Origin of the sequence: Bacillus sp. PS95 (assembly GCF_037963565.1) — a bacterium.
In the GTDB taxonomy this organism is placed as follows: domain Bacteria; phylum Bacillota; class Bacilli; order Bacillales; family Bacillaceae; genus Bacillus; species Bacillus subtilis.
Map to the genome: position 1 here is coordinate 2,381,340 of NZ_CP150160.1, position 12,652 is coordinate 2,393,991.

General features: G+C 44.0%; 12 protein-coding genes. 7 read left to right on the forward strand and 5 right to left on the reverse strand.

Annotated features, from left to right (window positions below):
• The first annotated feature begins 131 nt into the window (after positions 1 to 131).
• The gene (proC, locus tag NSQ12_RS12210; RefSeq protein ID WP_106073537.1) at positions 132 to 968 is read left to right on the forward strand and encodes a pyrroline-5-carboxylate reductase; all 837 of its coding nucleotides are present in this window, start codon (positions 132 to 134) and stop codon (positions 966 to 968) included.
• 39 nt (positions 969 to 1,007) lie between these two features.
• Here proC and NSQ12_RS12215 read toward each other — a convergent pair whose 3' ends face one another.
• A complete protein-coding gene (locus NSQ12_RS12215) occupies positions 1,008 to 2,651 on the reverse strand; it encodes a M20/M25/M40 family metallo-hydrolase (protein WP_339174819.1) in 1,644 nt (547 codons plus the stop codon).
• A 171-nt stretch (positions 2,652 to 2,822) separates the two neighbouring features.
• Here NSQ12_RS12215 and namA point away from each other — a divergent pair, with 171 nt between their 5' ends.
• The gene (gene namA / locus NSQ12_RS12220; protein ID WP_003230377.1) at positions 2,823 to 3,839 is read left to right on the forward strand and encodes an NADPH dehydrogenase NamA; all 1,017 of its coding nucleotides are present in this window, start codon (positions 2,823 to 2,825) and stop codon (positions 3,837 to 3,839) included.
• Positions 3,840 to 3,947: 108 nt separating this feature from the next.
• Positions 3,948 to 4,709, forward strand: coding sequence for an alpha/beta hydrolase (locus tag NSQ12_RS12225; RefSeq protein WP_003230373.1), 762 nt, complete (start codon positions 3,948 to 3,950; stop codon positions 4,707 to 4,709).
• A 43-nt stretch (positions 4,710 to 4,752) separates the two neighbouring features.
• Here NSQ12_RS12225 and rpmG read toward each other — a convergent pair whose 3' ends face one another.
• Both rpmG and rnz read right to left on the reverse strand, forming a co-directional pair.
• Positions 4,753 to 4,902, reverse strand: coding sequence for a 50S ribosomal protein L33 (gene rpmG / locus NSQ12_RS12230; protein ID WP_003226511.1), 150 nt, complete (start codon positions 4,900 to 4,902; stop codon positions 4,753 to 4,755).
• A gap of 81 nt (positions 4,903 to 4,983) precedes the next feature.
• A complete protein-coding gene (rnz, locus tag NSQ12_RS12235; RefSeq protein ID WP_004398681.1) occupies positions 4,984 to 5,907 on the reverse strand; it encodes a ribonuclease Z in 924 nt (307 codons plus the stop codon).
• A gap of 226 nt (positions 5,908 to 6,133) precedes the next feature.
• Between rnz and zwf the strand changes: the two genes are divergently transcribed.
• Positions 6,134 to 7,603 carry a glucose-6-phosphate dehydrogenase gene (zwf, locus tag NSQ12_RS12240; RefSeq protein ID WP_014114310.1) on the forward strand — a complete coding sequence of 490 codons (1,470 nt, stop codon included), beginning with the start codon at positions 6,134 to 6,136 and terminating at the stop codon, positions 7,601 to 7,603.
• Between the two features lie 124 nt (positions 7,604 to 7,727).
• On the opposite strand, the gene gndA is transcribed toward zwf, so the two are convergent.
• The gene (gene gndA, locus NSQ12_RS12245) at positions 7,728 to 9,137 is read right to left on the reverse strand and encodes an NADP-dependent phosphogluconate dehydrogenase (RefSeq protein ID WP_003230365.1); all 1,410 of its coding nucleotides are present in this window, start codon (positions 9,135 to 9,137) and stop codon (positions 7,728 to 7,730) included.
• A gap of 109 nt (positions 9,138 to 9,246) precedes the next feature.
• On the reverse strand, positions 9,247 to 10,491 hold the full coding sequence (locus NSQ12_RS12250; RefSeq protein WP_024571720.1) for a DNA polymerase IV: 1,245 nt from the start codon (positions 10,489 to 10,491) through the stop codon (positions 9,247 to 9,249).
• A 72-nt stretch (positions 10,492 to 10,563) separates the two neighbouring features.
• Between NSQ12_RS12250 and mifM the strand changes: the two genes are divergently transcribed.
• The 3 genes from mifM to NSQ12_RS12265 all read left to right on the forward strand — a co-directional run bounded on the left by mifM (position 10,564) and on the right by NSQ12_RS12265 (position 12,618).
• On the forward strand, positions 10,564 to 10,851 hold the full coding sequence (gene mifM, locus NSQ12_RS12255) for a membrane protein insertion/folding monitor MifM (RefSeq protein WP_010886563.1): 288 nt from the start codon (positions 10,564 to 10,566) through the stop codon (positions 10,849 to 10,851).
• 30 nt (positions 10,852 to 10,881) lie between these two features.
• The gene (locus tag NSQ12_RS12260; RefSeq protein ID WP_017697660.1) at positions 10,882 to 11,709 is read left to right on the forward strand and encodes a membrane protein insertase YidC; all 828 of its coding nucleotides are present in this window, start codon (positions 10,882 to 10,884) and stop codon (positions 11,707 to 11,709) included.
• Positions 11,710 to 11,889: 180 nt separating this feature from the next.
• Positions 11,890 to 12,618, forward strand: coding sequence for a DUF2071 domain-containing protein (locus tag NSQ12_RS12265; protein ID WP_163138277.1), 729 nt, complete (start codon positions 11,890 to 11,892; stop codon positions 12,616 to 12,618).
• The last annotated feature ends 34 nt before the right edge of the window (positions 12,619 to 12,652 follow it).

Below are 12,652 nucleotides of genomic sequence, written 5' to 3' on the forward strand. Positions count from 1 at the left end.
ACCTAAACGTTTCCCGCGTTACGGGGATTTGAGCTGAGCACAATTTGTGCTAATGAGGGTGGTACCGCGAACCTTTTCGTCCTTTACGTGATGAAAAGGTTTTTTGTTGTTCTGATAGAAGGAGGATATCAATGAAAAAGATAGGATTTGTCGGCGCCGGGTCAATGGCAGAAGCAATGATCAACGGCATTTTGCAAAGCGGCATCACAAAACCAGAACATATCTATATTACAAATCGCTCAAATGACGAGCGTCTGATTGAATTAAAGGAAACGTACGGCGTGCGTCCATGCAGAGATAAAAATGAGTTTTTCACTCACACCGATATCATTATCCTCGCTTTCAAACCGAAAGACGCGGCGGAAAGCATCGACAGCATACGGCCGTATATCAAGGACCAGCTTGTCATTTCAGTACTTGCAGGCCTTACCATCGAAACCATTCAGCATTATTTTGGCAGAAAGCTCCCGGTCATTCGCGTCATGCCGAATACATCAGCGGCAATCAGAAAATCAGCAACCGGATTTTCCGTAAGCGCTGAAGCAAGCCAGAATGATATTAGTGCCGCAAAAGCTCTATTGAAAACAATCGGTGATGCAACACTGGTTGAGGAGCGAGATCTTGACGCTGTCACTGCAATCGCAGGCAGCGGCCCGGCCTATGTGTATCGTTATATTGAGGCGATGGAAAAAGCGGCACAAAAAGTAGGATTAGATAAAGAAACGGCAAAAGCACTCATTTTGCAGACAATGGCAGGGGCAACAGATATGCTCCTTCAAAGCGGCAAACAGCCGGAAAAGCTGCGTAAAGAAATCACCAGTCCTGGGGGCACTACAGAGGCAGGTCTTCGCGCTTTACAGGACTCCCGCTTTGAAGAAGCAATTATTCACTGTATTGAAGAAACAACTAAACGGAGCGCAGAAATCAAAGAACAGTTTGCCGTTGCCGCCTTAGAGAGACATTCTTAGATGTAAGACAAAAACAGAAGGCACTGTGCCTTCTGTTTTTTATTTTTCCCGCAGCAGCTGGCCGGCAGATTCTGATTGCTTTAATAGCGCGGAGATCGTAAATGAAAGCAAATCGGGAAGCACTTCAAAGGAATAAGGCATATACAATCTTTCCGTCCATTTATGCGGGTCTTTACCAGCCGGACCGACATTTAAAACCGGGACATATAAAGCCTGATTTTTACCGCTTGGCAATGAATACCCTCTGTTAAAGAGCGGCATATTGCTTGTGTATGCATCAACCTCCTGCTTTTCCAGCTGAAGATAACTCAAGTCCGAAAGTCCGGGGAAGTACTGAACCTCCTGTAATGCAATGCCGTATCGCTCAGCCGCATAATGCTTTAACTGATCTGCTGTATTTCTGATCAATTGATCATCCTTTGAAGAAACAGCTGGATAAAGCGGCGGACTATAAAACAGAACGATGAGCGGCGCATCCTCCTTACAAAGCGAAGCAAGCTCAGAAACAATTTTCGTCGAAAAATCCCTGTCTCCAAGCTCCCCCCTGTTAGCAAAGGCATAATTTAGAGCCCGCTCTGTTTCCGAGATCCCCGCACGCTTTTTTGCACGCGAGACCAGCTCATCAAATGTCAAAACAGTGACGTCCCGCTCAATCGGCTGAAATGGCTCAAATTGTTGAAAATCCTGTGTTTTCTTCCGAACGTTCGACATGATTTCCTCCGCCGCCTGTTCTGCTGTTTTCAGCAGCATCTGATGCAGCTCACTAGCTGAGCGTTTCATTGACAGCACATTAAATAATGTGACAGCTGTATGCGGTGTCTGGACTGAATATGCCTCTTTCAAGTCCTTTTGCATTAAGTTTACCGGCGGCGGAGTGACCTCGCCATCAACCTTTTCGCAATAATCAGCATTCAGTTCAAGCAAACGGTTAATCTCAGATACCATTAAATTTGCGTTTAGGCCTGAAAACGGCTCTCCAACATGTGTCTCAATCCCCTTGCAGAAAAAACCCGCAAGCACCTTGCCAATGCTTCCTGTATAAAAATATTGCTGCTGATCGCCGGGAAATTTTTCAAACATCGGTTCGGCATTCAGGCAAGCGGTTAATGTGATATCATGCTTTTTCTCCATTTCCTTCAATGCAGGAACCGCTTCAATCATGCCTCTTGAATTCACTTCCTCGTCCGGAACCGTTATCAACAGCAGATTGCACTCAAAATGCCCGTTCATTGCCCTCTCCAGCATCGACAGTTGAACACAAAGCCCTGCTTTCATATCCATCGTCCCTCTTCCGAACAGCCAGTCTCCGCTTTCGGCATCTCTTCTCACACGTTCCGGGAGCAGCTCTTTTTTCTCTAAAAAGGAGCTCAAAAGCTCAGCAGGCTTGCAAGCCATATGTTTAAATTCGCCGTAATCTTCTATGTCAACGACATCAAAATGACTCAGCAGAAGCACTGTCTTTTTGACATTCTTCTTTTTGACTAGAGCCGTAAGAAAAGATCTGCCATCGTCCATCGGATGAAGTGTTACATCATCAGGGTGCTTTTGAAAATAGGGCTTGTCCTTCAAAATAAAATAAAGATACTCTACAAGCGCTGCCTCGCCCTTTGAACCGGTGATGCTTTCGTATTGCACAAGAGAAGTTAAAAGTGCCAGCAATTCGTCCTTCGTCTGCCAATTCATTGATTTCGCCCCTCCTATGAATAAAAATGCTTCTATACTGAAAAATAAACTGATTTCTCGTCTATTATACAGAAATGTTTGACAAAAGCGGTTCATTTGAGCAGTTTATATGACGGGAAAGAAATGACTTGATATAATCAATCTCTAAAAACCTTACGGGAGGCGAAAGAAATGGCCAGAAAATTATTTACACCTATTACAATTAAAGATATGACGTTAAAAAACCGCATTGTCATGTCGCCAATGTGCATGTATTCTTCTCATGAAAAGGACGGAAAATTAACACCGTTCCACATGGCACATTACATATCGCGCGCAATCGGCCAGGTCGGACTGATTATTGTAGAGGCGTCAGCGGTTAACCCTCAAGGACGAATCACTGACCAAGACTTAGGCATTTGGAGCGACGAGCATATTGAAGGCTTTGCCAAACTGACTGAGCAGGTCAAAGAACAAGGCTCAAAAATCGGCATTCAGCTTGCCCATGCTGGACGTAAAGCAGAGCTTGAAGGAGATATCTTCGCTCCATCGGCGATTGCGTTTGACGAACAATCAGCAACACCTGTAGAAATGTCAGCAGAGAAAGTAAAAGAAACGGTCCAGGAGTTCAAGCAAGCGGCTGCCCGCGCAAAAGAAGCCGGCTTTGATGTGATTGAAATTCATGCGGCGCACGGATATTTAATTCATGAATTTTTGTCTCCGCTTTCCAACCATCGCACAGATGAATATGGCGGCTCACCTGAAAACCGCTATCGTTTCTTGAGAGAGATCATTGATGAAGTCAAACAAGTATGGGACGGTCCTTTATTTGTCCGTGTATCTGCTTCTGACTACACTGATAAAGGCTTAGACATTGCCGATCACATCGGTTTTGCAAAATGGATGAAGGAGCAGGGTGTTGACTTAATTGACTGCAGCTCAGGCGCCCTTGTTCACGCAGACATTAACGTATTCCCTGGCTATCAGGTCAGCTTCGCTGAGAAAATCCGTGAACAGGCGGACATGGCTACTGGTGCCGTCGGCATGATTACAGACGGTTCAATGGCTGAAGAAATTCTGCAAAACGGACGTGCCGACCTCATCTTTATCGGCAGAGAGCTTTTGCGGGATCCATTCTTTGCAAGAACTGCTGCGAAACAGCTCAATACAGAGATTCCGGCCCCTGTTCAATACGAAAGAGGCTGGTAATGCCATAAGAGATATCCTGTAGAGGATATCTCTTTTTTTATTTTTAGAGAAACGATCGGCTAAGGTTCTCCGTCTCCCTAGTAGAACCAATTAGAGGAGATGACTCCAATGAAATCAGCTTGGATGGAAAAGACATATACAATTGACGGATGTGCGTTTCATACACAGCACCGGAAAGGATCAAGCGGTGTAACGATTGTCTTTGAGGCCGGCTATGGTACTTCTTCTGAGACGTGGAAACCATTAATGGCGGACATTGATGATGAATTTGGCATTTTCACATATGATCGGGCAGGCATAGGAAAAAGCGGGCAAAGCAGAGCTAAACGAACAGCTGATCAACAAGTGAAAGAATTGGAGAGTTTGCTTAAAGCAGCTGATGTAAAACCTCCTTATTTGGCTGTTTCACACTCATACGGAGCTGTCATCACCGGTTTATGGGCCTGCAAAAACAAGCATGATATTATCGGCATGGTCCTTCTTGACCCAGCTTTAGGCGATTGCGCCAGCTTTACCTTTATACCCGAAGAAATGCACAAATCACATACGAGAAAGATGATGCTTGAGGGCACACATGCAGAGTTTTCAAAAAGTCTGCAGGAGCTCAAAAAGCGGCAAGTCCACTTAGGAAACATGCCTCTTCTTGTGTTGTCATCAGGAGAACGGACTGAGAAATTCGCTGCTGAACAGGAGTGGCAAAACTTGCACAGCAGCATATTGTCTCTATCTAACCAAAGCGGCTGGATTCAAGCTAAAAACAGCTCCCACAACATCCATCATGATGAACCTCATATCGTTCACTTGGCTATTTATGACGTATGGTGCGCAGCGTGCCAGCAGGCCGCTCCTCTTTACCAGGCAGTCAATTAACGTAAAAAAAGACCGGGCCGTAAGGGATTCCCGGTCTTTTATATTATTTTGTTTCACGGTGAAGGGTATATTTCTTTAAACGCGGTGAATATTTTTTCAGCTCCAAACGGTCTGGATTGGTGCGTTTATTTTTTGTTGTGATGTAATTTCGGTCTCCCGTTTCAGTGCAGGCTAAAGTAACATTTACTCTCATAATTAACATCTCCTTATAAAGCGTAATGATTACGTTTTATTATACAACGTCATCACAAATTGTCAAATAAGAGCTCCGCCTTCAGCCTCGCGGGACGTTTACCTCTAAGAAATCATATGCCGCCACGCTATTGGGGAAAACGTCAACCGCTTCTTTTTGAAGCTCCAAAGAAGCATCTCCCTGATATCTTGCGCTGATATGGGTTAAAATGAGCTGCTTCGCTCTTGCTTCTTTCGCTGTTACAGCCGCTTGTTCCGTTGTACTGTGATAATAATCATAAGCAAGTTTACGGTCTTCCTTAGCAAAGGTTGCTTCATGAACAAGCACATCACAATCCCTCGCAAGCTCTTTTAGTTTGTCACTTACTCTCGTATCACCGGAGAACACAACAGATCTTCCCTTTTTAGGAGGCTCCAGAAAATCATTCCCATTGATGATTCGTCCGTCTTCAAGCGTTACCGTTTCGCCTTTTTTGATTTTCTGATATACAGGTCCGGGCGGGATGTTCATTTCTTTTAATACGTCAGCCTTCAAGGAACCCGGTACGTCTTTTTCCTGCACACGGTACCCGAAGGCTTCCACTCCATGAATAACAGATACCGCTGTGACAATAAACTGATCGTCCTCAAACACGATTCCTTCTTCAATTTCCTGGATCGCAAGCGGATATGTCAAATGGGTTTTCGTGACGGCAAGGCTTGTTTCAATAAACGCCTTGATCCCTTTAGGTCCGTACACTGTCAGCTCGTCCTCTCCGCCTTGAAAGGAACGGCTCCCCAGAAGCCCCGGAAGTCCGTATACATGATCGCCGTGCATGTGTGTAATAAAGATTTTCTCTATTTTACGAGGTTTAATCGTTGTATGTAAAATTTGATGCTGTGTGGCTTCCCCGCAGTCAAAAAGCCATACCGAACGCCTTTCTTCAAGCAATTTTAATGCCACCGACGTTACATTTCTCGCCTTGGCGGGGATGCCGGCTCCCGTCCCTAAAAAAAGTAATTCCACGTTTCCTTCCTCCTACTAGAACCAGATACCTACAAGAATACAGGATCAAGCTCAAAATGTGAATCTTGCCTCTGAAAAGAACAATCCTTTCGTGCTAGAAACATTTTTTCAGCATTCTGCTTAAAAAAGGGCTTAAATGTTTGCTTTCGTTGAATTTTAGATTTAAAATGAAGGAAATATACGGGGTGTACTAAAATAAAGCTTCGAATAAAGTGAGGTACTTTTAGTGAAAACAAACCAACAACCAAAAGCAGTAATTGTCATATTCGGTGCAACTGGAGATTTAGCAAAACGAAAATTGTATCCGTCTATTCACCGTTTATATCAAAACGGACAAATCGGAGAAGAGTTTGCAGTGGTAGGAGTTGGAAGAAGACCTTGGTCTAATGAGGATCTTCGCCAAACTGTTAAAACATCCATTTCCTCATCTGCAGATAAGCATATAGATGATTTCACGTCTCATTTTTACTATCACCCGTTTGACGTGACAAACCCTGGTTCTTATCAAGAGCTAAACGTATTGCTTAACCAGCTGGAAGATACATATCAAATTCCTAACAACAGAATGTTCTACTTGGCAATGGCTCCTGAATTCTTTGGAACGATTGCAAAAACATTAAAATCAGAGGGTGTAACAGCTACAACCGGCTGGTCCCGCCTTGTCATCGAAAAACCGTTCGGCCATGATCTGCCAAGCGCACAGGCATTGAATAAAGAAATCCGCGAAGCATTTACGGAAGATCAAATTTACAGAATCGACCATTATCTAGGCAAACAAATGGTTCAGAACATTGAAGTGATTCGATTTGCCAATGCGATTTTCGAACCGCTTTGGACAAACCGCTACATTTCAAACATTCAAATCACATCTAGCGAATCACTAGGCGTTGAAGACCGCGCAAGATATTACGAAAAATCAGGCGCCCTTCGCGACATGGTGCAAAACCATATTATGCAGATGGTTGCCCTTCTTGCAATGGAGCCGCCTATCAAATTGAACACAGAAGAAATCCGCAGCGAAAAAGTGAAGGTGCTGAGAGCACTTCGTCCTATTGCAAAAGACGAAGTGGATGAATACTTTGTGCGCGGACAATATCAAGCTGGTGAAATTGACGGTGTACCGGTTCCTGCTTATACAGATGAAGATAATGTCGCTCCTGACTCCAATACAGAAACCTTTGTTGCCGGCAAGCTCTTGATCGACAACTTCAGATGGGCTGGTGTTCCATTCTACATCAGAACCGGAAAACGAATGAAAGAAAAGTCCACAAAAATTGTCGTTCAATTTAAGGACATTCCGATGAACCTGTACTACGGTAATGAAAACAACATGAATCCGAACTTGCTTGTCATTCATATTCAGCCTGACGAAGGCATTACGCTTTACTTAAATGCTAAAAAGCTTGGCGGAGCAGCACACGCACAGCCAATCAAACTCGATTATTGCAGCAATTGCAATGACGAGTTGAACACCCCTGAAGCATATGAAAAACTCATTCACGACTGTCTTCTTGGCGATGCAACAAACTTTGCACACTGGGATGAAGTTGCCCTTTCTTGGAGCTTTGTCGACTCTATTTCTGAAACATGGGCAGCAAACAAAACCTTATCTCCTAACTACGAATCAGGCTCAATGGGACCGAAAGAATCTGATGATCTTTTGGCGAAAGACGGCTTACACTGGTGGAATATATAATAAGAAGAAAAAAGCCGAAAATGCTTGTAAACATTTTCGGCTTTTTTGTAACTGTCACAAAGGTATAACAATCTCTTTAATAACAAAACCCCCAAAGCTCTATAGCTTTGGGGGTTTCTATTGATTACTTCATCCATTCAGTATGGAAGATGCCTTCTTTGTCAGTACGCTCATAAGTATGAGCGCCAAAGTAGTCGCGCTGTGCTTGGATTAAGTTTGCAGGCAGTACGGCTGTGCGGTAGCTGTCATAGTAGGCTAATGCGCTTGAGAATGATGGCACCGGCACACCTTGGGCAACTGCAAGTGAAATCACTTGGCGAAGCGCTCCTTGATAGCTTTCTACAATATTCTTGAAATAGCTGTCAAGAAGCAGGTTGTCAAGCTCAGGCTCGCGATCGTAAGCTTCTTTGATCTTCTGAAGGAATGCCGCGCGAATGATGCAACCGCCGCGGAAGATCATAGCGATTTCACCATATTTCAGATCCCAGTTGTATTCTTCAGAAGCAGCTTTCATTTGGGCAAATCCTTGCGCGTATGAACAGATTTTACTCATGAACAACGCTTTTCTGACCGCTTCAATCAGCTCTTCTTTATTTTCTGTAACAGGCTTCACTTCTGGTCCTGAAAGAAGTCCGCTCGCTTTTACTCGCTCTTCCTTCATAGCTGAGATAAAGCGTGCGAATACAGATTCAGTAATAATCGGAAGCGGAACGCCTAAGTCAAGTGCGCTTTGGCTTGTCCATTTTCCTGTTCCTTTTTGACCTGCTTTATCAAGAATCACATCAACAAGCGGTTTGCCTGTCTCTTCGTCTTTTTTTGTGAAGATGTCAGCCGTAATCTCAATCAGGTAGCTGTCAAGCTCGCCTTTATTCCATTCAGCGAAAACTTCATGAAGCTCATCAGCAGAAAGGCCCAGCACCTGTTTCAGAATGAAATATGATTCAGAGATCAGCTGCATATCTCCGTATTCAATTCCGTTGTGCACCATTTTTACGTAATGGCCGGCGCCGTCCGGACCGATATATGTCGTACAAGGTTCTCCGTCAACTTTTGCAGAAATGGCTTCAAGAATCGGTTTTACAAGCTCATGTGCTTCTTTTTGTCCGCCAGGCATAATAGAAGGCCCTTTAAGTGCCCCTTCTTCTCCGCCGGAAACACCTGTTCCGATAAAATGAATGCCGCTTTCAGCGAGTTCTTTGTTACGGCGCTGTGTATCTTTATAGTATGTATTACCGCCGTCAATTAAAATATCATCCTTCTCTAGATGAGGAAGAAGAGATTGAATTGTCGCATCTGTTGCAGTTCCCGCTTTAACCATTAATAAGATTTTGCGCGGTGTTTCCAAGGATTGGACAAATTCTTCAATGCTGTATGTGCCAACAACATTTTTTCCTTTTGCCTCCTGTAAAAACTCCTCAGTTTTACTGCTTGATCTGTTGTAGACAGAAACAGAAAATCCCCGGCTTTCGATATTTAAAGCCAGATTTTTACCCATGACCGCAAGTCCGATAACGCCGATTTGTTGTTTTGACATATTCTAACGTCCCTTCTGCAAACGTTTAATCATTTTAAAATTTAAATTAAAATAAAATGATATTTATAATAAAGAAATTACCATACATTCACCCTTTTTTTCAAGCGATTCAGCTTTTCTTTTCATCATGAAAAAAATCTTTATTAAAGCTTGTTCCCTTTGTTTTGCTCTCCTCTTTTTTTAACGTTGCCCCTTTTCTGATCAGTTTGGTACCGTACTTTTTATTCAGCTTTTCCATCATCTGCTGAATAGGCTCATCCTTCGCATCTTCATTAAAGCTGAACAAATCGAGCTGTTTATAGGCCTGCTCTTTTTCTACTAAATCCGTTCCGGTAATGCCAAGTAGCCTGACAGGATTTTTATTCCAATGTTTAAAAAAGAGGTGCTCCGCTTCTTTCAAAATGTCATTTTTTTGATCAATCGGGTTTCTCAGCGTGGTGCTTCTTGTGATGGTTTTCCAATCCGCATATCTAATCATAATAAAAAGCTTCGAAGCCATGACTTCCTTGCGCTGTAAACGGGCACTCACAGAAGCAGCAAGCTTTCTAAAGACGCCTAACAGCTCTTCTTCATCACTGGAATCATGGGAAAGTGTCGATGAGTTGCCGACGCTTTTAAATTCGTAAATGCGCTCCGGGTCAACCGGCGCATGGTGAATGCCATTTGCTTTATTTTTAAGGCGCGGACCGTTTATGCCAAGCAGGCGTTTCAGGGAGTGTTCATCAGCTGCAGCTAGCTCTCCGATTGTATGGATGCCGAGTCCCTTCAGTTTTTCCGCTGTCTTTTTGCCGACTCCGTGCATCTCTCCAACAGGAAGCGGCCACAGGATATCAGGCACTTGCCTCTTTCTTAAAATCGTAATTCCAAGCGGTTTTTTCATATCAGACGCCATCTTAGCGAGAAATTTATTCGGCGCGATCCCTATGCTTGACGGGAGCAGCAGCTCTTTTTGCAGCCTGCTTTGGATTTCTTTTGCCGTCTCTAGCGCGCGGCTGCTGTATGGTGTATCGGTCATGTCCATATAGCCTTCGTCGATGGAGACAGGCTCCACCAGGTCAGTATATTCACGGAGAATGGTAAACATTGCTCTGGAAGAGTTTCTATAGCGGTCAAAGTTCGGCGGAAGAACGATGAGCTCAGGACAATGGCGCTTCGCTTGCCAAACCGGCATCGTTGTTTTGACGCCGCGCGCTCTTGCTTCGTAGCTGCATGTTACCACAATGCCCTTTCGCTCCTTTACGTTTCCGGCAACTGCGACCGGCTTTCCCCGGAGAGCCGGATCATATGCCATTTCAACCGACGCATAAAAGCTATTCATATCAATATGGAAAATAATTCGGCTCTTTCCCGGCATAAACAAATCTCCTTTTCGGTCATTAGACAACAGCTTGTACATATAGTAAAATGAAGCTATTGAATGGATGTGATGACAATGTTTGTGGAATCGATAAATGACGTTTTATTCTTAGTCGATTTTTTCACAATTATTCTTCCTGCTCTAACGGCAATCGGGATTGCATTTCTCTTACGGGAGTGCCGTGCGGGCGAGCAATGGAAATCAAAACGAACAGATGAACATCAGACGGTCTTTCACATTAACCGAACAGACTTTCTTATTATTATATATCATCGCATTACAACTTGGATACGTAAAGTCTTCCGCATGAATTCGCCTGTGAACGATGAGGAAGACGCCGGTTCTCTTCTTTTATAAACCGCATTTATAAAAAGGAGGAGAACAAAATTGTTAAAAACATATCAAAAACTTTTGGCTATGGGTATCTTTTTGATCGTATTATGCTCGGGCAATGCTGCATTTGCAGCGACTAATCAGGTGGGAGGCCTCAGCAACGTAGGTTTTTTCCACGATTATTTAATCGAACCGTTTTCCGCTCTGCTTAAGGGTGTTGCCGGGCTGTTTCACGGAGAATACGGACTCTCTATTATCCTCGTAACCATTATTGTGCGTATGGTTGTACTGCCTTTGTTTGTTAATCAGTTCAAAAAACAGCGCGTGTTCCAAGAGAAAATGGCCGTTATTAAACCTCAGGTTGACAGCATTCAGGCCAAATTGAAAAAAACGAAGGACCCTGAAAAACAAAAAGAGCTGCAAATGGAAATGATGAAGCTGTATCAAGAGAACAACATCAATCCGCTTGCTATGGGATGCCTCCCAATGCTGATTCAGTTTCCTATTGTGATTGGGTTTTATTACGCGATTCGCTCTACACCTGAAATTGCGTCACACTCGTTTTTATGGTTCAGTTTAGGACAATCTGACATTCTCGTGTCTCTTAGCGCGGGAGCAATGTACTTTATCCAGGCCTATGTCGCTCAAAAACTGAGCGCGAAATATTCCGCTGTCCCGCAAAACCCTGCGGCACAGCAATCCGCAAAATTGATGGTGTTCATCTTCCCAGTGATGATGACGATTTTCTCGCTTAATGTCCCGGCAGCCCTTCCGCTGTACTGGTTTACAAGCGGACTGTTTTTGACAGTGCAAAACATCGTCCTTCAGATGACGCATCATAAAAGTAAAAAAACAGCCGCTCTTACTGAGTCGGTGAAATAAAAAAGCAACCCCGCGCGAAAAGCCGGGGTTGTTTTTTGTTACTTGCAAAACATATCACGCCAAACAGTCTTGTTTATCATGGCTGAAGCAGAAATGGCCATCCTAAAAAATAGCCGACCGTTTAAAAAGAAGGAAATCGGGAATACCTTTACTCACCTCCAACCGAAAGGAGCATATACGTTGACGGAACACTTTCAGCAAAAAAACATTTCTATACCTGAAGGAATCTGGATCATGAGACAAACCTGGAATGATGTCTTATTTGCTCACTGGCCTGTTGATGTTTCTATCCTTCGCGCTTTGGTACCGTCCGTTTTAGAATTAGATACATATAACGGGCAAGCTTGGATCAGCATGCTTCCCTTTATGCTCACGAACCTGAGGGCGCGTTATCTTCCTGTCATTCCCGGTGCGCGTGCATTTCCTGAGCTTAACCTCCGCACCTATGTCACGTATAAAGGCAAGCCCGGCATTTATTTTTTTAGCTTAGATGCCGATCATCGTCTGGCGGTCCTTGGCGCTCGCACATTCTTTCATCTGCCTTATTTTTACGCGGATATGAAGGCCGAAAAAAACGGTGATGCCATTGACTATGTCAGCAAGCGGAAAAATGACAAAGAAGCAGCATTCCACGCCGCATACCGGCCCATTTCAGCGCCTTTTACAGCAGAAAAGGATTCGCTCGATTACTGGCTGACAGAACGATACAGGCTCTACACCACTTATCGCAATAAGCTCTATTACGAAGACATCCATCATCATCCGTGGCTGCTGCAAAACGCCGAAGCAGAAATTTCAGTCAATACGGTGACTGATGCTCACGGTATTACATTGCCCGAGTCAGACCCCTTGCTTCATTACGCTAAAAAACAGGATGTGTTATTTTGGCCGCTTAGGAAATGGAGCTAAAAAAACCCGATGCGGGAAATCGCACTCGGGTTTT